The organism is Streptomyces sp. NPDC055013 (assembly GCF_053608645.1).
The window spans coordinates 126,721-145,493 of sequence record NZ_JBSGVW010000024.1 but is presented as its reverse complement, the minus strand read 5'-3'; the positions used below and the strand labels follow the sequence as shown (position 1 = coordinate 145,493).

Below are 18,773 nucleotides of genomic sequence, written 5' to 3'. Positions count from 1 at the left end.
GGGGGACGGGGCATTTCTTCCACTGAGCCGGCTGGGGTGTGGGGGGGGCCGTCGGTGCGGCCCGCCCCTCACCCGCGTCTGCCGCCGTCATGTCGAACTGCGCAGCGCCGCCCAGGTGTTGGGCCCCACCTCGCCGTCGACCTCCAGCCCCTTGTCGCTCTGGAACAGCCTGACCGCGGACTCCGTGTCCGCGCCGAACTCTCCGTCCACGCCCGAGCCGCCGACGCTGTAGCCGCGCTTGCTGAGCATGCACTGGACCTGGACGACGCGCTGACCCTTGTCGCCCCGGTCGGTGAGTTCGGTGCCGGAGTAGTGGGCGCAGTCCGAGATCCAGGGCGGGACGGCCGGCGTCGTGGCGGTCCTGGTGGGGGTGGCGGTCGGGGCGCCCCCGCCGTTGCCGCTGCCGCCCTCGTCGCCGTCGGAGGGGGTGGAGCCCTCGCCGGGCGTGGCCTGCGTTCCGCCCGCGCCGCCGCCCTCGGAGGCGCTCGGGTCGGCCGACTCGGCGGCGGCCGACGCCTTCGCGTCGGTGTCCTTCTCCTTCCCCTCCCCCTTCTCCCTGTCGCGGGAGGGCGACGCGGAGGAGCTGGGGAGGGAAGAGCCCCGCGCGTCGTCGGGGGCGGTGCCGGCGGCCGACGTAGCCGCAGCCGAGGCCGTTTCGTCGACGGACGGGCCGGTGAGGAAGAAGGCGCCCGCGGCGACGGCACAGACGGCGAGACCCGCGGCGACGGCGAGGTATGCCCGCCGCTTGCGCCGCTTGCCGTCGTCGTCCGGGGCGGGGGCAGCCGTACGTTCCCCCGGCAGCCGCAACTGGACCGTCTCCTGGGAGGTCCGGGAGGCGTGCGAACTCAGGGGTGCCCGGGCGGTCTCCTGGACGGCGACACCTTCCAGCACCTCGCAGGCCTGCCGTCGGGCCAGCAGCCGGGCGCTCAGCGGCTCGTGCCAGACCGCTGCGCCGCCGTGACCGGCTGCCGTGGCGGCGTCGGTGAGCTGCCGCGGGGTGGGGCGCCCGGCGGGATCCTTGGCGAGACAGGCGGTCAGGAGGGCGGCCAACGCGGGTTCCACGGACGAGAGTTCGGCCATGATGTCCTGCTTGGGCTCCTCGAACGCGACCCGGTGCATCACGTCGACGCCCGTTCCGTCCCCGAACGGGGCGTGCCCGGTGGCGGCGTAGATCAGGCTTCCCGCGAGGGAGAAGACGTCGGATGCGGTGTCGCAGCGGCCCTCGCGCAGATACTCGGGTGACATGAAGGCGGGCGTGCCGACCCGGCTCCCGGTCGACGTGATCGCGCTGCTGTCGGCGGCCTGCGCGATGCCGAAGTCGATGACGTGGGCGCCCTGCAGGGACAGGATCACGTTGGACGGCTTGAGGTCCCTGTGTACGACGTCGGCGGCGGCCAGCGCCGACAGGGCCTGCCCCATGTCCCCGACCAGCCGCCACACCCCGGCGCGCTCCAGCTTGCCGCACTCGCGGACCGCTTCGGCGAGGTTGAGGCCGGGCAGGTACTGCGTCGCCATCCACAGCAGCGAGTCGTCGAACCCGGTGCCGAGCAGCTGCGGCGTGCGCGGCGTGTGAACCCGGCCGTGCACGGCGGCCTCCCGCTCGAAACGCCGCCGGAAGCGAGGGTCTTCGGCGTACTCGGGACGGATCACCTTGACGGCGGCGAGGCCGGGGGTGCCGGCGGCGGGACGGGCCAGGTAGACGTGGCCCATACCGCCGCTGCCGAGCAGTCCGAGGGGGACGTAGGGGCCGATGCGGGCGGGGGCGGTCGGCTTCAGCGGGGTGGCGCCCGCCTGCACCAGAGCGGCGTCGACGGCCGCCGGGGTGGGTGATGGCATGGGCTGCCGCTGGTCGGTCATGGATCCCCCGAGTGCTGCTCTTCCCCAACGGCCACTCGTGTCCCGTCAGTTGATGTGAGGCTACCGCGTGAGGCGGCAGGGGGATGGGCGCTCGCGGCTACGGAAGGGTGTCGCAGTGGCCGGTGGTGCTGCGCCACTTCAGCTTGTCGCGGGTCTTCGGGCCGTACACGCCGTCGTCCTCCAGGCCCAGCGCGGCCTGTACCTTCTTCAGCTCCTCCTCGGTGATCGGTCCGAAGTCGCCGTCGACCGCCACCCTCGTCCGCTTGTGGCAGTGGCGCAGGGCCTTCTGGATCGCCTCCACGTGGGAGCCGGAGGCGCCCTCGGCGGTGATGCAGTTGTCGGTGCTGCCGTAGGCGGGGATGTTGGCCAGCTCGTGGCCGTTCCCGCCGCCGATGAAACGGCCGAGCGTCTTGTTGCACCAGTTGGTGGCGGCGCCGGCCTCGGGCGCGGTACCGGTCACGCCCAGCCCGGCCAGCAGCGTCAGACCGGCGACGGCAACCGCAGCCGTGCGCGATCCGCGGAAGTGCTTCATGGCTTCCCCCGTTCCTCTTCCTTCGTTCCTCTTCCTTGCCGTTGTGGCGTGGCCATGGTGAGCGGGTCCGGTGGCTCGAGGGAACCTGCAAAGTTGTAGGTACGGCGGAAAGCGGGCGCCCCGCAGACTGCGGTCGGGGCTTGCAGTTGCCGATGCCCCGCTCGTTCACCGGAAACGGGGAGAACTCATGACACTGACGCGAGTCAAGTACGGGGCGGCGCTGACCGTCGCGGCGCTGAGCGTGACGATGTTCGCGGCCGCGCCGGCGACCGCCGATGACAGCAAGACCTGGAGCCGGAACTGCTCCGACGACACCACCTACGTCGGCAAGGTCAGCGATCACGTGGCCACCACCACCAAGAAGAACGATGGGAGTTGTGAGGGCAACGCCTGGGTGCGGATCAAGGTGCAGGGGTCGTGGGGCAGCTGGGCCAACAGCAGCTCGACGGCGACCAAGCGCAGCCCGGTGTACAAGATCGAGGCCTCGCAGCACAAGGACTGCAACTGCAACACCGCCAACACCTACACGCTCTATCCGTAAGGTTCATCCGTTCCTGTCCCTGTTCACTCGAACAGGGACAGGAACCTGCCCCACGTCGTCGTCTCCCCGCTCGCACAACTGTCGACCAGCCGGTGTGAGCGCGGCGCGTACGTGCCTGCGAGGTTGTCCATGGAGTTGACCCTGTCGCAGCCGGTGCGTTGGGCCTCGCGGCTGCGGTCGTAGCCGGCCGCCTCGAAGTCCGTGCCGCGGTAGTAGGCCACGTCGTGGTTCCGCCGATCTCCCGCGAGGTTGTTGAAGATCGAGCGGACGGGGCCGTCGGCCGCCCACCCGCACGTCTCCTCGCCCGCCAGCCAGTTCGCGTCGTCGCCCCGCCAACTGCACATGTGGCCCCAGCCGTTGTGCTCGCTGAAGAAGCAGACGCTGTCCCGCGGGCAGCGGTCGTAGCCGACGGACACCTTGCCGTCCGTGCTGATCGGGGCCCTCGACGCGGCGGGCAGGGCCTCGTACACCGGTGTTCCGTCGTCGTGGTTGACGTGGACGTACGCTCCGCCCACCAGGGCCGCCGGCAGCACCAGCGCCGTCGCCAGCATCGCCGTCACCACCGGGTGCCGGTGCCAGGGGCGGGGTCGCAGGCGTGGCAGGCGGCCCGAGCGCGGGGTGTGGGCCGCTCGCTCCACGCGTCGTAGCAGAGCTTCCGCCGTGATGCGTCCCGTGTGGGTGGGGGCGAGGCAGGCCAGGACGATCTCCCGCCAGGGCTCGGGCAGTTCAGGGGAGAGGCGAAGTTCCTCGGCGCCGTGTGCGTAGCGCGTCACCGCGTCCGTGCGTGCCTCCGTGCTGCCGCCAGGCAGCGGGAAGGAACCCGTGAGGACGAGGTGTGCGAGGACCCCGAACGCCCAGATGTCGGCGGACGGGCGGATCCGGGTGCCGCGCTCGTCCATCTCCGGCCACAGCAGCTCGGGTGGGGTGTAGTCGGGCGTGGCGAAGGCGGGGGCGTAGGCGTGTGTGCCGTCCAGTTCCGCCGCCATGTTGAAGTCGGCCAGGCGCACCGAGGCGTCCTTCATCAGCAGCACGTTGGCCGGCTTCAGGTCGCCGTGGACCCAGCCCGCATGGTGCAGCTGACGCAGGCCCTCACAGACCTGGGCCAGCATCGCGGGCCCGGCCACGGGCTTCGGGTCGTGCTCCAGCACGGCGTCCAACGAGCCCTCGGCCCGCTCCAGGACGATGACGGTGGCCCCGTCCAGCTCCGGGTGGTCCGGGTCGTCGACGGTCAGAGTTTCGTACATGCGGATGAGGCGGGGAGCTCGCAGCCGCTCCAGCACCTCCACTTCCCGTTCGGCCAGTTCGCGCAGATGACGCAGCTGACGCGGGGTGCGGGTGCCGGTCGGCAGGAACTTCAGGGCGGCCCGGCGGGGCAGTGCCGGATCCGCCTCGCCGGTCGGCCTGCCCGCGTACACGGTCGCGAAGGCGCCCGAGGCGAGAGGTTCTCGTATCTCCCAGTGGCCCACGCGGTAGCCGGGCGGTACGGGGACCGCGTGCGGGTGCCGCCCGGTCATCCGGCCACCTCGCTCGGCGCGGCGGTCAGCACGACCAGATCGTCCTCACGGACCAGATCGAAACGCAGCGCGAGCGAGACCAGCGACTCCTTCTTGCCGTTGACGCGCTGTCCGGGCTCGGCGGTGTCGGGGCCGGGTCGTAGCCGCAGCTTGACGGCGAGGTAGTCGATGTTCCAGTAGACCGCGGACCTGGTGACCGCCGGCCAGACCGACCGCAGGCGCTCCACCAGCTGCTCGACCGCCGGCAGCGGGGCGTGCGGTTCGCCGCGCAGCCGGGGTTCGCACAGGGCGGTCAGGACCGCGAAGTACCGCTTGGTGCGGTCGAGAGCGAAGGCCGGGGTGGTGACGGAGCCGGAGAGGCCGGTGCGCGCCACGCTGCGAAAGGCGTGGCGCGGCGCCCAGACGTCGAAGGCGAGCAGATCGCCCGCCGCGGGCAGGACCACGCGCGAGAACTCGAACGGCACGGGCGCGTCCACCCGGCCCGGGACGACCTTGATGTGCTCCCCGGCGCCCTCGGGGTTCTCCACCACGTAGGTCTGGTGTTCGCTGAGGTTGCTCAGCAGCCAGAAGTTGCGGTGCGCGGTGATCTCCCCGGCGACCCGGGGCACCCCGTCGTGCGCGATGGTGAGTCCGCCGCCGGTTCCCGCCCTGCCGAAGGCGAGCCGTTCCCCTGTGGCGATCCTGATCTGGCCGTCCGGCCCGGCGCAAGCCGGTGGTACGACGATGACGCTGTGCACGGACTCGTCCCCCTCCCCCGACCCCATGAGGACAACCGATCCCATGAGGACAACCGATCCCATGAGGACAACCGATCCCATGAGGACAACCGATCCCATGAGGACAACCGATCCCATGAGGACAACCCTTTCCCCGCCAACGAAGGGCAGGGTAAGGGGCGTTCCGGACAGACCACGAAGGTTGCCCGCCGCATGGCGCGTCCGCGAGGCGGGGACCTAGCCGTCCACCTCGTACTGCCCGGTCTCGAGGAAGTACCGCAGTTCCTCCGGCGTACCGTCGATGGCGTCTTCCGCCGCCGCGCGCAGGGCGTCGCTGATGGTCGGGTCGGCGAGGATGCGGGCGACGCGGACGCGGTCGTCCTCGGCGCGGGCTAGGCGGTGGCCGGTCTCCAGGAAGGCGCGCAGGATTTCCGGAGTGTTGGCGTCGAGGGCCTCGTTGGCCTCCCTGATGACCGCCTTGTCGGTCTTCGGGTCGGCGGTGCCGAGGATGCGGGCGATGGCCACGCGGTCGTCCTCGGCCTGGGCGATCCAGCGGCCCGTCTTCAGGAAGTACCGCTGGTCCTCGATGGTGCCGTCCATCGCCTTCTGCGCGGCGGCGTACACGGCCCTGCCGGTCTCTGGGTCGGCGATGATGCGCATGATGGCGACGCGGACGTCGTCGTCGGACATGTCGTCGACGTTCGGGCCGTCCGTGTCGGAGGCGGCTGCCACGGTGACGGCCGACGGCGGGGCCGATTCGGCGGCGAAGGCCGGGGCGGCCAGCAGGAGCGCCGGGGTCAGTGCGGTTGCCACGAGGGTCAGGGCGATACGGCTCGGTCTCACGCGTGAACCTTCCTTGCAGGATCAGGCCTGCGGATCAGACCTGCAGCTTCGGGGACCCGGGGCTTCGGTGCTCCGGTAAGTGACGCAGGGCCATCTTCCCTGGGTTCGCACATGAGTTCACTGCAATAACCGAGCAGGCTTCAGGTCCTGGTCGCTGCCGGAGAAGGGAGACGCACGGGCACGCGTAGCGGCCTCCGGCCCTCCCCCGAGGGAGCCGGAGGCCGCGACGCGTGCCGTCAGCAGGCGCTCAGCAGGTGCGCAGACCCGGGATCGCCCCGTAGTTCACGCCGCCGGACACCTTGTTGGCGGGGAACCAGCCCCAGCCGCCGTTGCTGACGTTCGTGTCGGCCTGGGTCCACAGCCACCAGTCGTTTCGGGCGTCGCCGACCGGCGGGTTCTCCTGGCCCGGGAACTTCTTCTGGCAGACGAACCAGTTGTCACCCGCGTTCAGCCGGCCCGCGACGTTTCCGTTGAACATCACGTTCCCGGCCTGGTAGTTGTGGCAGTAGCGGGAGTTGTTCGGCCCGCTGCCCCAGCAGCCGTTCGGTGCCGCCGATGCCCCCGTCGGCGTCACTACCACGGCGCCCGTGGCGAGTACGGCAACGGCTCCCAGCGAGGCGAGCATGCGCTTCATGGTCGGTGTCCCTCCGGAATTGCCACCCCCGTTGGTGGACAGGAACACCGTGGCGCCGACCGGCCCCGAGCGGTACCTGTGAACTCTCAGGGTCCCTACTTCGCGGGCGGCGTGTACTCCTTGAGGTAGTGGGCGACGCGGGTGGCGTAGTCGCGGTACTTCGGGGGAACGCCGCCCGCGTTGTTCACCACCTTGGTCGAGGTGCGGTAGGCGGCGGCCAGCAGCACCTTGCGGTCGCCGGACAGGCCCGTCCGGTTCAGGAGCGGCTCCATGTAGCAGAGGTAGCGGCCCACGGCGGGGATGGACTCGGCAGGGGTGAGGGGAGGCTTGGGAGTCTGTGTCGCGGGGACACCGTCCGCGCGGATCCACCAGCGCAGCAGACTCGGCGTCCAGCGGGCGATGCCGTACTCGCCCTCCTTGCCCACGGACCGGTCGGCCAGGTCCGGGTCGAAGTTGCTCTCCGCCTTCAGCAGGGCGGCGATCAGTGCGGGGGTGACCTCGGGCCGGACGCAGTCGTGGGCGGAGTCGACGATGAGGCGGCGGTAGGCCACCGGGACGCCCTTGTCGGTACGCAGTTCGGAGGCGCCGTAGGAGGCGGCCGTGCCCCTCGTGGTCTCGCGCCCCGGGCCGCCGGCCCCGCTTCCGCCCCCGGCGGCGCCGGTGTCCGCCCAGTTGCCGACGCCGTAGCCGAGGGCCGCCAGCGCCACCACGGCGGTCGCGGCGGTCAGCATCGTCGTACGGCGGGAGCGGCGGCGGGGGAGGAGCGCCCGCGGCAGCCGCGGCGAGCTGCCCGTGCCCGCCGCGGCGCCCACCATCCGCACCAGCGCCTGCGTGCCGATCCGGTCGCCGTGCGTACGGGTCAGACAGTCCCGCACGATCTCCCGCCAGACGTCCGGGAGTTCGGGTGACAGGCGTAGTTCGTCGGTGCCGCGCGCGTAGGCGGCGGCAGCGTCGCGGCGGCTCGACGGGGTGGCGCCGGGCAGCGGGAAGGAGCCGGTGAGGACCAGATGCGCCAGCACGCCGAACGCCCAGACGTCGGCCGACGGGCGGATACGGCGGCCGCGCTCGCCGATCTCCGACCAGAGCAGCTCCGGCGGCGTGTAGTCGGGCGTCGAGAAGGCGGGCGTGTACGCGTGCGTGCCCTCCAGCTCCGCCGCCATGTTGAAGTCGGCGAGCCGGGCCGAACCGTCCTTCATCAGCAGCACGTTGGCCGGCTTCAGGTCCCCGTGCACCCAGCCCGCGTGATGCAGCTGCGCCAGCCCCTCGCAGATCTGCGCGAGCAGGACGGGGCCGGAGCCGGGGCGCGGCTCCGCCGAGAGCAGTGCGGACAGGGAGCCCTGCGCCTTTTCCAGCACGAGGATCGTGGCGCCGTCGAGGGCGGGACGGGCCGGGTCGTCGACGGTGAGGGTGTCGTACATCCGGATCAGTCGCGGCTGCTTCAGCCGGCGGTGCAACGCGACCTCGCGCTCGATGAGTTCGCGCAGGTGGGTGAGTTGGCGGGGGGTGCCGGTGCCGGTGGGCAGGAACTTCAGGGCGACCGTCTTCGGCAGGGCCTCGTCGTCTCCGACGCGCCTGCCCTCGTAGACACTCCCGAACGCCCCCGTGGCGATCGGCTCCCGCACCTCCCACACGCCCACCCGGTACCCCTTCGGCACCGGCACGGCATACGGCTCGGTCACCGGGCCACCCGGCCGGACGCCGACGCGGACGAAGCCGAGGGCGACGGAACTGACGGCGACGACTCACGCAGGACGACGAGATCGTCCTCCCGCACCAGGTCGAACCGGAGCGCCAGCGAGACCAGCGACTCCTTCTTGCCGTTGAGCCGCGGACCCGTGTCCGCCGTCTCCGGGCCGGGCTTGAGCCGCAGCTTCACGGCGAGGTAGTCGATGTTCCACTGGACCGACGTACGGGACGCGGCGGGCCAGTTGGGGCGCAGCCGGTCCACGACCTGGTCGACCGTGGGCAGCGGGGCGTGCGGTTCACCGCGCAGCCGGGGCTCGCACAGGGCGGCCAGGACCGCGAAGTAGCGCTTGGCGCGGTCGACCGAGAACGCGGGGGCGGTGGTCGCGCCGTCCAGGCCGCCCTCGGAGCTGAGGTAGTCGTGGCGCGGCGCCCACACCTCGATCGGCAGCAGATCGCCGGCCGCCGGCAGCACGATCCGCGAGAACTCGAAGGGGATCGGCGCGTCGAGGCGCCCCGGCCCGACCTTGACGTGCTCGCCCGCGCCCTCCGGGTTCTCCACGACGTACGTCTGTTCCCGGCTGAGGTTGCTCAGTATCCAGAAGGCGCCCTGCGCGGTGATTTGACCCGCTCTGCGGGACACCCCGTCGTGCGCGATCGTGAGGTCGTTGTCGGCGGCGGAACGGCCGAAGCCGAGCCGCTCGCCGGGCGCCAGCCGGAGCTGGGTGCGGTCGGTCTCGTCCTCCGTGGTCGGCGGAGGTACCACGATGATGCTGTACAAGGTGCGTCTCCCCGTGCCTGACGGCTACCCACGTCAGGGTAGGGCGACGCAGCGAGGCCGTGCCCCCCTCGTACGAGTGAGACACGGCCATCGGCTGTGTTTGGCGTGAAGTGAATCCCGCCCGACGAAACCTCGGGTGAGGTCAGTTCTGTACGACCATCGTGCTCGCGGCCTTGTCGTGCCAGCCCTGCTGGCGGCCAGACTTGTCCCAGAACGGGGACAGGTAGACGAGGAGCTGGCCGATGCCGCAGGCCAGGCTGCCGACGATCGGGATGATCCAGCGGATGAACGAGGAGCCCAGGCCGGGCTTTTGGCCGGTGTCGGCCTTCACGACCCGCAGGCCGACGGCCATCTTGCCCAGGGTGGCGCCCACCAGGCCGACCATGAGCCACTCGTAGAGCAGGCCGATCACCGCGAAGACACCGACCACGGCGCCGATCGAGGCCACGATGTCGGAGCTGGCGTCGTTCACGCAGGAGCTGTAGTCGACGGCGTTGGGGTCACATTCGTTTGCCGCGCTGAAGGAGCCCGCGACACCGACGGCGGCAAGGATGATGTAGATCACGGTGAACGCCACACCGTCGATCAGCCGCGCGCCGAAGCGCCGGCCCATGGACGCCACGCGGGGAGGCATGCCCGAACCGCCGGGGTAACCCGGCTGCTGCGGATAGCCGTAGCCGCCCTGCGGGGGCACGCCCTGCGGCGACTGCGGGTAGCCGTAACCGGCCTGACCCTGCGGGTAGGGAGGCTGTCCCGGCTGCGGGTAACCGGGCTGCTGTCCTTGCTGGGGGTACCCGTAGCCCTGATTCGGGTCCTGCGGCTGACCGTAAGGCGGGTTGGGCGAGCCGAAACTCATGGCCGGATTCCTCCGTTGCGAATGCGGGGACGATGCGGCATTGCGCGGAGGAACTTCACGATTTGAGCGGTTTTGCCCCCCGAACACGTTCCGCGAAACTGCGCCGTTCATCGTTCTAGGTACCGTGCGATTTTGTCCAGTCTGAGGCGGAACCTGTTGTGCAGATGCAATCTTCGGGATCTTGCTGGGGCGATGTACGTCACGGGCCGGGCGTCCGATTGGAACACCGAGGGCGTCATCCGGGAGGATGGGGGTCATGACCGCCCAGATTCTCGATGGCAAGGCCACCGCAGCCGCGATCAAGTCCGATCTGACCGCCCGCGTGGCGGCGCTGAAGGAGAAGGGCATCACGCCCGGCCTCGGCACGATCCTGGTCGGGGAGGACCCCGGCAGCCAGAAGTACGTCGCCGGCAAGCACCGCGACTGCGCCCAGGTCGGCATCGCCTCCATCCAGCGCGAGCTGCCCGCCACGGCGACGCAGGAGGAGATCGAGGCGGTCGTCCGCGAGCTGAACGAGGACCCGGCCTGCACCGGCTACATCGTCCAGCTGCCGTTGCCCAAGGGCATCGACGAGAACCGGATCCTGGAGCTCATGGACCCGGACAAGGACGCCGACGGCCTCCACCCGATGAACCTCGGGCGCCTCGTCCTGAATGAGCCGGCCCCGCTGCCCTGCACCCCGAACGGCGTCCTCACCCTCCTGCGCCGGTACGGCGTCGAGATCAAGGGCGCCGAGGTCGTGGTCGTCGGCCGCGGTGTCACCATCGGCCGTCCGATGCCGCTGCTGCTGACCCGGCGCAGCGAGAACGCGACGGTGACCCAGTGCCACACCGGCACGCGGGACCTGTCCGCACACCTGAAGAGCGCGGACATCATCATCGCCGCCGCGGGCTCCGCCCACCTGATCCGCCCCGAGGACGTGAAGCCCGGCGCGGCCGTCCTCGACGTCGGTGTCTCGCGCAGCGCCGAGGGCAAGATCGTGGGCGACGTCCACCCCGGCGTCGCCGAGGTGGCCGGCTGGATCTCCCCCAACCCCGGTGGCGTGGGCCCGATGACGCGGGCGCAGCTGCTGGTCAACGTGGTCGAGGCGGCGGAGCGCAGTGTCGGCTGAGGGCGGCGCCGGCAAGGCGCAGGAGATCGAGGACGCCGAGGAGATCGAGGTCCGGGATCCGGTGAGCGCTCCGGACGCGGAGGGTACGCCCCGGCGCACCACCCGCCGCTTCCCGCTGTTCACCAAGGACACGGCACGTCCCGAGGGCGGCGGCCGCGCCGCTCCCGGTGACGCCCCGGCGCCCGCCCGGCAGTGGCCGGTCCTGCTGGTGCTGGGCATGGTCGCGGTGGGTCTGCTGATCACCGCGCTCGACGTTTTCCGGGTCGGCACCCTGGTGATCGGCAGCGCCCTGCTGGTCGGCGCGGTGCTGCGGTGGCTCCTGCCGAGCGTCGGCATGCTCGCCGTACGTTCCCGCTTCACGGACATAGTGACGTACGGCGTGCTGGGCCTCGTGATCGTGCTGCTGGCGTTGATGGCGCAGCCGGACCCGTGGCTGAAGATCCCGTTCCTGAAGGACGCCCTGCATTTCACGGTGGACGGCTGAGGCCTCCCGGCCCCGAAGGCCACTGGGCGCGACGGCGGCCCGTCCTCTCCCCCGAGGAAGGACGGGCCGCCGTCTGCGTCAAGCCTCGGGCACGGCGAAGGGGCTGTTCAACGCCTGTCAGTGCGCTGTGGCACGGAAGTGACCGTTCCGCTACGTCGGGAACCAATGCGTCGCCCGGTGTCGTCACCCGATCGGATCTGGTTCGGAGGTGAGCGATGGGTGCGTGGCAGCCGCTGCCCGACGATCTGCCGCCGGAGGTGCGGCACTTCGTGGAGCAGTTGCGGCAGCTCAAGGACCGCACGGGCCTGAGCCTGGTCGCGCTGGGCGCGCGTACCGCGTACAGCAAGTCCTCCTGGCAGCGCTACCTCAACGCCACCCAGCCCCCGCCCCGGCAGGCGGTCGTGGCCCTGTGCCGGGTGGCGGGGACCGACAGGGACGAGGCGGAGCGCTTCGGGGTGCGGTGGGAACTGGCCGTACAGGCATGGCCGAAGCCTGCGGTGATGCCCACGAAGGCGGAGCCCGGGGCACACGGGGCGCACGGGATGCACAGGCCGCGTGAGGCGGGCGAGGCGCACGAGGGGCCCGAGGGCTACGAGGACGACCCCACCCTGCCGTGGTGGGACGCGCCGCCGAAGGAACCGGAGCCGTCGTCGAGTTGGCTGCTGGCGGCCGCCGTCGCGCTCGTCGTGGTTCTGGTGCTGACGGCACTGGTCGGGGCCCTTGCGCTGGGGTGAGCCCGGTGAGGCCCCCGCGTCTGACCTGCCCGAATACGACCCCTGTGACGGGCGTGATCGTTTATGTGCTTTCTGTGTGTCGATGTGTTGACAAGTTCGCGCATTTGCAAGGAAGTCGTTCAACAGGCGGGCTAGCGTGGTCGACCGGGGACGCACCGGGGTCGTCCCGCGTGTTGGCAAGGGCTTACTACCAGGGTTGCGTCGGCCGAGGAGGGTCGCCGATGGAACACTGGACGCCATTCGACGGGCGTGCAACGGTGCATGCCCACGGTCCCAATGCTCCCGTGCGCCCCCACCCCGGGAACTGAGATCCTTACTGGGCGCATCCCTGTGGGTAGCCACATCGGGGACTCGGCAGAGGGCACCACGCGCGGGGGAAACGCGAGAACCACCAGCACGAACCGGGGGGAAGAGGGGGAAGCAATGCCTCGTTGGAGGGCCTTGCCGGATGAACTCGATCCGCAGGTCAGGGAGTTCGCGAGCCAGCTGCGCCGGCTCGTGGACCGCAGCGGTCTGAGCATCGCGGCGCTGGCCGACCGCACGGGATACAGCAAGACGTCCTGGGAGCGGTATCTGAACGGGCGGCTGCTCGCGCCCAAGGGTGCGATCGTGGCGCTTGCCGAGGTCACGGGTACGAATCCGGTCCACGTGACGACGATGTGGGAGCTCGCCGAACGGGCCTGGAGCCGTTCGGAGATGCGCCACGACATGACCATGGAGGCCATCCGGATCTCCCAGGCCCGCGCGGCGCTGAGCGAGTTCGGGGCGCCCCCGGCGAGCGCCAAGGAGGGCGCGAAGGCGGGCCGGACGGCACGCAAGAGCGGGAGCGCGACGGCGACGCCCGGCATTGCGGGTCCGGCGGGTGTGGCACCGACGGTGCCTCCGGTGCCCGCACAGCCGACGGCGCCGGAGGTGCGGGACTCGGCCGCGCGGGATTCCGCGGTTCGCGATACACCGGTGCGGGACTCCTCCGTACGGGACTCGGTCCGGGATTCCTCGGTGCGGGACTCGGACGAAGCCGACGTCCGGGACGGCGGGGCCGCTTCCGGGGGCAACTCGTGGGGGCTTGCGGGGTATCGAGGTCCGGCGGCGGGTGGCCGTACGTCGGGTGCGGTGCCGTCGGGAGCGTCCGGGGCGTCCACGACGTCCGGGGCATCCGGTGTGTCCGGGGCGTCCGCCGCGTCGGGGTGGGCGCAGGGTGCGCCCCAGCCGTACGGCGAGCCTCCGCAGGGCCCCCGTCCCGGAGGCGGGTCCTCCGGTGGTGGCGGTGGCAAGCGGCGGCTGACGATGTTCCTCGCGGGGGTCGTCGGCGTGCTGGTCGTGATCGCGGCGGTGTTCTTCTTCACCGACGCCGGCCGCGGGCAGAAGGGCGGCGAGGCCGCCAACTCGCCCTCTCCGTCCGCGACGACCGACCCCGACCTGCCGGCCGGCGTCAAGTGCAGCGGAGACTCCTGCACCGGCAAGGACGCGGAGAGCATGGGGTGCAGCGGTGACCTCGTGACGACCGCCAAGACCGCGACCGTCGGCGCGGCCGTGGTCGAGGTGCGCTACAGCGAGACGTGCGGCGCCGCGTGGGGCCGCATCACGCAGGCCGCGCAGGGGGACGAGGTGGAGGTGTCGGTCGGCAAGAAGAAGCAGAGCGGCACGATCACCGTCGTCGGCGACACGATCGCGTACACGCCGATGGTGGCCGTGAAGGACGCGGGCGAGGCCACGGCCTGCGCGACGCTGGCCGCCGGCCAGGAGGGGTGCACGCAGTAGCGGAGCGCCCGAAAGATCCTCGGAGCGCTGTCTCGACGCCGGTCCGGCCCTCGCGGCCTGGCCGGCGTCGGGCGTTCGCGACGGGCCTGCGGATCGGGGCGACCGGGGCGACCGGGGCGAAAGGACCGGGGCGAAAAGATTTCGGGTGGGACAGGAATGGCCGTCGGCAAAGTGGGCACGCGCACCGTACCCCCACGGGAGTCCGGCAACCGGTACCCCCACCCGGCGGCCGCCCGCGTCCACCCTCTCCCGGACAGGGCGGCCGCCGCTTTTCGGCCCACTTGTGGCTCTCTGTGGGCCGGGCCACACGGACCCGGCCGTGCGAGATCCCGGAGGCGCGATAGCCTGACCGGTGGATCTCTCGACGCCAAGAGATCGATCATCTCTACGTCCCGCACCCCGGGGCAGGGATGCCCTCACCGCCAGCTGTCATACGGAGAACGCCATGACCCGCACTCCCGTGAACGTCACCGTCACCGGCGCGGCCGGCCAGATCGGTTACGCCCTGCTCTTCCGCATCGCCTCCGGCCAGCTGCTCGGCGCGGACGTGCCGGTCAAGCTGCGCCTCCTTGAGATCACCCCCGCGCTCAAGGCCGCCGAAGGCACCGCCATGGAGCTCGACGACTGCGCGTTCCCGCTCCTTCAGGGCATCGAGATCTCGGACGACCCGAACGTCGCCTTCGACGGCGCCAACGTCGCGCTGCTCGTGGGTGCCCGCCCCCGCACCAAGGGCATGGAGCGCGGTGACCTCCTGGAGGCCAACGGCGGCATCTTCAAGCCGCAGGGCCAGGCCATCAACGCCCACGCCGCGGACGACATCAAGGTCCTGGTCGTCGGCAACCCGGCCAACACCAACGCGCTCATCGCGCAGGCCGCCGCCCCGGACGTACCGGCCGAGCGCTTCACCGCGATGACCCGCCTCGACCACAACCGCGCGCTGACCCAGCTCGCGAAGAAGACGGGCTCGACGGTCGCCGACATCAAGCGTCTGACGATCTGGGGCAACCACTCCGCCACGCAGTACCCGGACATCTTCCACGCCACGGTCGCCGGCAAGAACGCCGCCGAGGTCGTCAACGACGAGAAGTGGCTGGCCGACGACTTCATCCCGACCGTCGCCAAGCGCGGTGCGGCGATCATCGAGGCTCGCGGCGCCTCCTCCGCCGCCTCCGCCGCCAACGCCGCCATCGACCACGTCCACACCTGGGTCAACGGCACCGCCGACGGCGACTGGGTCTCCATGGGCATCCCGTCCGACGGCTCGTACGGTGTACCGGAGGGCCTGATCTCCTCCTTCCCGGTCACCACCAAGGACGGCAAGTACGAGATCGTCCAGGGCCTGGACATCAACGAGTTCTCCCGCGCCCGCATCGACGCCTCCGTCAAGGAGCTCGAGGAGGAGCGCGAGGCGGTCCGCTCCCTCGGCCTCATCTGACGGGCGCGATCCGACGCTCACACCGATCCCCGGGCGGCACGGCTGCCCGGGGATCGTTGCGTCCGCATCCCCGCTTCCCCGCAGTCGACCCGTTCAGCGCCCTACGACCAACTCGGCCAGGTCCAGAAACGCGTTCAGCGTCGGCGTCCGCAACTGCTCCAGTTCCCGGAAGCCCGGGGAGTGCAGAGCCTTGTCGAATGGGACGGCGACCACCTGGTCGGCACCGATGTCGAAGCGGCCGGGCAGATCGGCCGGTACCGGTCGGCTGGAGACCCCCTCCACCTGCGTCACCACGACGATCGCCTCGTCCGCCAGCCGGCGGCGCCCGCTGCCCCGCAGCCGGTCGAGCACCCGCCAGGCGGCGTCGAGGAACCAGCCCGCACTGCCGCAGCACAGGATCAGCCGGTCGGTCAGATCGAGGACGGTGTCGGCCGACCGGTCGAGCCGCAGGGGCCCAGTCGGTGAGGACGAAGGAGTAGTACGGCGCGGTCCACCACAGCGGGCCGCCGCTGTAGCCGGGGCCGACCGCCATGCCCGTGGCCTTGCCGTCGAGGTAGCCGACGGAGCCGTCGAGGGCGGCGACCCGTAGATCGGCGAAGGTCGCGCTGTGCCCGCTGCCGTGCCAGGCCCGCACCTGCTGACCGGGAAACATGGCCGTACGCCGGTCTGCCGCGGGCAGGCCGACGGGCGGCGCGTCGATCCGCAGCACCGCCAGATCGCCGAGCCACTCCCCGTCGCCGTCCCGCACGGCAGTGCCCTCGCGTGTGCGTGGGGCGATCCAGTGCGCCACGCGCGCGGGGTACCGCTCCGTCTTCCGCGCCCCTGCACCTCGACGAACAGCGGGTCTCGAACAGTGTGCTGCCCACGGCGTCGTTGACGACGTGCGCGCAGGTCAGCATCGCGTCACCGCCGAGTGCGACTGCAGCGCCGGCCGTCTTGCCGTCGGTCGTGCGGCGCACCGACGCGACGCGGGATCTCCCCTCGGTGTCCGGCGCTGCCTTGACCGGCCTGAACCAGTCCACCATCACTCCGCGCCGGGTGACGGCTTCCAACTGGCGGTGACGGTGAGGTGCGCCTGCCCGTTGCCACCGACGATCCCGAGCTTGAGGTGCTGGCCGACCTGGACGCCGAACGTCACGCTGAGCTCGCTCGGCGGATCCGAGATTCCAAGAAGGTGGACACCGCAACATCGTGGCCCGAACTCCCGTGACAGGAGGCCAAGTTCGCCACTCACCGTGGTTCCGCTCCCTCGGCGCAGGCCTGGTGCAGGCGCTGCGCAGGAAACGTGAGCGGAAGGGGGTGAGACCACGGCTTCGGGTGACTCGCGTCACACGGGTGTCCTATGCTGGTCGATCCTGGCGAGACCAACTCCTGTGCAGAATGGGTCAGTTGGTTGCGCCATGACAGGTCAGGCAACCTGCCATGACTGGTTCCTGAATCGGGGGACGATCCATGACCCAGCCGCAGCTTCCGCCGCAGCGGGAGCAAGCGCCGAGATCCGGGCCACGCCGTCCGGTCGACCCGGCGCGGAGTGAGGCGTGCCGGCTGCTCTGTGCGGGGACGTATCTGCACGTCGGTTACCGGGACGCGGTGATCGACGAACTGTACGTGCACCGCGAGCGGTTCGCCGCGCCCTCCTACGGCTACGACGCGGCCCGTGTCCTCGCCCATGCCCTGCGTTCCCGCCGCCAGGAAGTGGCGTGGTCGGCGGGGATGATCGCCCTGTGGGTGGTCGTGGCGGCGATCACCAAGTTCCACATCACCGTGGTGATCTGGCCGATCCTCCTGATCGCGCTGGGCCGCCGGCTGGGCGGCAGCCGCGACATCGACGGGAAGTTCCCGCAGTTCGCCATGTTCCGGCGGCTCCTCGCCTTCGTACTGCGCTGGTACGGGCGTATCACCCTGGTCTTCGTGTACGTCACCCTGTTCCGGCTGCTCATCGCCGGTCCGGACGAGTACGCGTCCGACTCCTACGGCGATTCCGGGGACAGCTTCCTCGACTCGTCGGACGGCGCCGACCTCGGCACCCCCTTCGACCTGCTGAACGCGGCCCTCGCGGAACCCAACCGCTTCACCGCCGCCTGCCTGCTCGCGCTGCCGCTGCTGCTGGCCCTGCTCAGCGTGGGGCAGCGGGGCCAGTTCGCCCGCACGATCGCAGGCGAGCTGTCCAAGCAGCGTTTCCCGAACGTCGCCGACGACCCGGCCGAGGCGGCATCCGCACCTCGGTTCGGCGAACTGAGCCGGCGTATCCGCCAGGAGCAGCACGCGCCGCTGATCCTCTACACGAAGGCCGACCCGTTCCGCGGCGCGGGACTGCCCTTCGAACCCTGGTCCCTCTCGATCGAACTGCGCCCCCGCACGACCGGCGACGGGGACTCCCCCCTCGACGCTCTCAGGAAGACCGACGCGACGCCCGCGGAACCGCTCGACAACGCCACGGTCCTGGAGAAGATCAAGCCACTGGTGGAGCAGTTGCGGGAGCCGTCGGCGCGCACCTCCCCGCAGGCCTCCGACGCCGTGCTCGACCGGCTGCGCGAACTCGTCGTGGACGAGTGCGTGTTCCTGCCCGCGGAAGGGCTGCCGGGCCGGATGGCCTTCCCGTACACGCAGGACACGTATCGGATGCACCGCACCGACGCGGTGGAGGAAGGCGGCGAGCAGCGCCGGCACTTCCTGCGGGTGCGTGTCGGCGGGTGGGACGAGGAGGTCGTCGTCACGGTCTTCGTCCGGGTCCACACCCAGGGCGGCATGCTGATGCTCGAAGTCGCCCCGCACGTACTGCCGCCGGTCAACGGGCTGTTCGCGACCGCCGACCGGAAGGCGCACGAGCATCTGCACCGCGGCGGCTTCGGCCGCTACCTCTTCGCGTTGCTGCGTATCCCGGCCGCGACCGGCGACGCCCTGCGGGTCCTCGCCCGCGCCGTCGCCCAGACGTGGCGGCAGCTCACCGACGTCCACGCGGACACGCTGCCGGACGGGCCCGGTGCGTCCGTGCGGGAACTGGGCGCGGACGACCGGGCGACCCTCTTCCAGGAGATGGACATCGCCCGCTACCTCAAGTCCATCCAGGACCGGATCGCGAGCGGGGTCGGCGAGGCGCTGTGGAACGCGGGGTACGAGGTCGCCGAGTTCGAGCAGAAGGTCACCAACGTGTTCAACAACAGCGGGACCTTCGTCGGCGGCAACGTTCAGGGCAACGGGATCGCGATCGGCAAGGACAGCAAGGCCAACTCGCCGGCCGGCAAGCCGCCCCCGGCCGCGTCGGCCGGTGCCGGTGGCGCGTCGAAATAG

General features: G+C 71.1%; 18 protein-coding genes. 7 read left to right on the top strand and 11 right to left on the bottom strand.

The features are described 5' to 3' along the window. Positions 1-87 precede the first annotated feature (87 nt). The gene (locus ACWGDB_RS27025; RefSeq protein WP_453824777.1) at positions 88-1,857 is read right to left on the bottom strand and encodes a protein kinase domain-containing protein; all 1,770 of its coding nucleotides are present in this window, start codon (positions 1,855-1,857) and stop codon (positions 88-90) included. A 97-nt stretch (positions 1,858-1,954) separates the two neighbouring features. Next, positions 1,955-2,389, bottom strand: a complete 435-nt coding sequence (locus ACWGDB_RS27020; protein WP_453824776.1) for a peptidoglycan-binding domain-containing protein — start codon at positions 2,387-2,389, stop codon at positions 1,955-1,957. A gap of 187 nt (positions 2,390-2,576) precedes the next feature. Between ACWGDB_RS27020 and ACWGDB_RS27015 the strand changes: the two genes are divergently transcribed. Beyond that, complete coding sequence (locus tag ACWGDB_RS27015; protein WP_453824775.1) at positions 2,577-2,930, top strand: hypothetical protein; 354 nt, start codon at positions 2,577-2,579, stop codon at positions 2,928-2,930. Positions 2,931-2,953: 23 nt separating this feature from the next. On the opposite strand, the gene ACWGDB_RS27010 is transcribed toward ACWGDB_RS27015, so the two are convergent. The 7 genes from ACWGDB_RS27010 to ACWGDB_RS26980 form a co-directional block, all read right to left on the bottom strand. Beyond that, complete coding sequence (locus ACWGDB_RS27010; protein WP_453824774.1) at positions 2,954-4,444, bottom strand: protein kinase domain-containing protein; 1,491 nt, start codon at positions 4,442-4,444, stop codon at positions 2,954-2,956. Continuing rightward, positions 4,441-5,181 carry an FHA domain-containing protein gene (locus tag ACWGDB_RS27005; RefSeq protein WP_453824788.1) on the bottom strand — a complete coding sequence of 247 codons (741 nt, stop codon included), beginning with the start codon at positions 5,179-5,181 and terminating at the stop codon, positions 4,441-4,443. Before ACWGDB_RS27005 ends, ACWGDB_RS27010 begins: the two co-directional genes overlap by 4 nt. Before the next feature lie 216 nt (positions 5,182-5,397). Continuing rightward, entirely contained in the window at positions 5,398-6,003 is a 606-nt protein-coding gene (locus ACWGDB_RS27000; RefSeq protein ID WP_453824773.1) for an ALF repeat-containing protein, read from the bottom strand. A 247-nt stretch (positions 6,004-6,250) separates the two neighbouring features. Beyond that, on the bottom strand, positions 6,251-6,637 hold the full coding sequence (locus tag ACWGDB_RS26995) for a hypothetical protein (RefSeq protein WP_453824772.1): 387 nt from the start codon (positions 6,635-6,637) through the stop codon (positions 6,251-6,253). 95 nt (positions 6,638-6,732) lie between these two features. Continuing rightward, positions 6,733-8,316, bottom strand: coding sequence for a protein kinase domain-containing protein (locus ACWGDB_RS26990; protein ID WP_453824771.1), 1,584 nt, complete (start codon positions 8,314-8,316; stop codon positions 6,733-6,735). Next, positions 8,313-9,101 (bottom strand): FHA domain-containing protein, encoded by a 789-nt coding sequence (locus ACWGDB_RS26985; RefSeq protein ID WP_453824770.1) that lies wholly within the window; start codon positions 9,099-9,101, stop codon positions 8,313-8,315. The genes ACWGDB_RS26990 and ACWGDB_RS26985 overlap by 4 nt, the downstream gene beginning before the upstream one ends. A gap of 142 nt (positions 9,102-9,243) precedes the next feature. Beyond that, complete coding sequence (locus ACWGDB_RS26980; RefSeq protein ID WP_383613615.1) at positions 9,244-9,957, bottom strand: RDD family protein; 714 nt, start codon at positions 9,955-9,957, stop codon at positions 9,244-9,246. Positions 9,958-10,213: 256 nt separating this feature from the next. On the opposite strand from ACWGDB_RS26980, the gene ACWGDB_RS26975 reads away from it, so the two are divergent. From ACWGDB_RS26975 to ACWGDB_RS26955, 5 genes are all read left to right on the top strand, one after another. After that, positions 10,214-11,068 (top strand): bifunctional methylenetetrahydrofolate dehydrogenase/methenyltetrahydrofolate cyclohydrolase, encoded by an 855-nt coding sequence (locus ACWGDB_RS26975; RefSeq protein WP_453824769.1) that lies wholly within the window; start codon positions 10,214-10,216, stop codon positions 11,066-11,068. Continuing rightward, positions 11,058-11,552 carry a DUF3017 domain-containing protein gene (locus ACWGDB_RS26970; RefSeq protein WP_453824768.1) on the top strand — a complete coding sequence of 165 codons (495 nt, stop codon included), beginning with the start codon at positions 11,058-11,060 and terminating at the stop codon, positions 11,550-11,552. The genes ACWGDB_RS26975 and ACWGDB_RS26970 overlap by 11 nt, the downstream gene beginning before the upstream one ends. A 215-nt stretch (positions 11,553-11,767) precedes the next feature. Beyond that, positions 11,768-12,286 (top strand): helix-turn-helix domain-containing protein, encoded by a 519-nt coding sequence (locus ACWGDB_RS26965; protein ID WP_453824767.1) that lies wholly within the window; start codon positions 11,768-11,770, stop codon positions 12,284-12,286. A 441-nt stretch (positions 12,287-12,727) separates the two neighbouring features. Continuing rightward, positions 12,728-14,047 carry a DUF2690 domain-containing protein gene (locus tag ACWGDB_RS26960; RefSeq protein WP_453824766.1) on the top strand — a complete coding sequence of 440 codons (1,320 nt, stop codon included), beginning with the start codon at positions 12,728-12,730 and terminating at the stop codon, positions 14,045-14,047. Positions 14,048-14,492: 445 nt separating this feature from the next. Continuing rightward, the gene (locus tag ACWGDB_RS26955; protein WP_383613630.1) at positions 14,493-15,482 is read left to right on the top strand and encodes a malate dehydrogenase; all 990 of its coding nucleotides are present in this window, start codon (positions 14,493-14,495) and stop codon (positions 15,480-15,482) included. 93 nt (positions 15,483-15,575) lie between these two features. Here ACWGDB_RS26955 and ACWGDB_RS26950 read toward each other — a convergent pair whose 3' ends face one another. Together ACWGDB_RS26950 and ACWGDB_RS26945 are read right to left on the bottom strand one after the other, a co-directional pair. Continuing rightward, entirely contained in the window at positions 15,576-15,833 is a 258-nt protein-coding gene (locus ACWGDB_RS26950) for a hypothetical protein (RefSeq protein ID WP_453824765.1), read from the bottom strand. Between the two features lie 673 nt (positions 15,834-16,506). Next, positions 16,507-16,716 carry a CU044_2847 family protein gene (locus ACWGDB_RS26945; RefSeq protein ID WP_453824764.1) on the bottom strand — a complete coding sequence of 70 codons (210 nt, stop codon included), beginning with the start codon at positions 16,714-16,716 and terminating at the stop codon, positions 16,507-16,509. 218 nt (positions 16,717-16,934) lie between these two features. Here ACWGDB_RS26945 and ACWGDB_RS26940 point away from each other — a divergent pair, with 218 nt between their 5' ends. Continuing rightward, positions 16,935-18,773 carry a hypothetical protein gene (locus ACWGDB_RS26940; RefSeq protein WP_453824763.1) on the top strand — a complete coding sequence of 613 codons (1,839 nt, stop codon included), beginning with the start codon at positions 16,935-16,937 and terminating at the stop codon, positions 18,771-18,773.

Excerpts from the sequence above, each read along its gene's own strand:
- ACWGDB_RS27025 (WP_453824777.1), bottom strand. The coding sequence starts at position 1,857 with ATGACCGACCAGCGGCAGCCCATGCCATCACCCACCCCGGCGGCCGTC.
- ACWGDB_RS27020 (WP_453824776.1), bottom strand. The coding sequence starts at position 2,389 with ATGAAGCACTTCCGCGGATCGCGCACGGCTGCGGTTGCCGTCGCCGGT.
- ACWGDB_RS27015 (WP_453824775.1), top strand. The coding sequence starts at position 2,577 with ATGACACTGACGCGAGTCAAGTACGGGGCGGCGCTGACCGTCGCGGCG.
- ACWGDB_RS27010 (WP_453824774.1), bottom strand. The coding sequence starts at position 4,444 with ATGACCGGGCGGCACCCGCACGCGGTCCCCGTACCGCCCGGCTACCGC.
- ACWGDB_RS26995 (WP_453824772.1), bottom strand. The coding sequence starts at position 6,637 with ATGAAGCGCATGCTCGCCTCGCTGGGAGCCGTTGCCGTACTCGCCACG.
- ACWGDB_RS26980 (WP_383613615.1), bottom strand. The coding sequence starts at position 9,957 with ATGAGTTTCGGCTCGCCCAACCCGCCTTACGGTCAGCCGCAGGACCCG.
- ACWGDB_RS26975 (WP_453824769.1), top strand. The coding sequence starts at position 10,214 with ATGACCGCCCAGATTCTCGATGGCAAGGCCACCGCAGCCGCGATCAAG.
- ACWGDB_RS26965 (WP_453824767.1), top strand. The coding sequence starts at position 11,768 with ATGGGTGCGTGGCAGCCGCTGCCCGACGATCTGCCGCCGGAGGTGCGG.
- ACWGDB_RS26955 (WP_383613630.1), top strand. The coding sequence starts at position 14,493 with ATGACCCGCACTCCCGTGAACGTCACCGTCACCGGCGCGGCCGGCCAG.
- ACWGDB_RS26940 (WP_453824763.1), top strand. The coding sequence starts at position 16,935 with ATGACCCAGCCGCAGCTTCCGCCGCAGCGGGAGCAAGCGCCGAGATCC.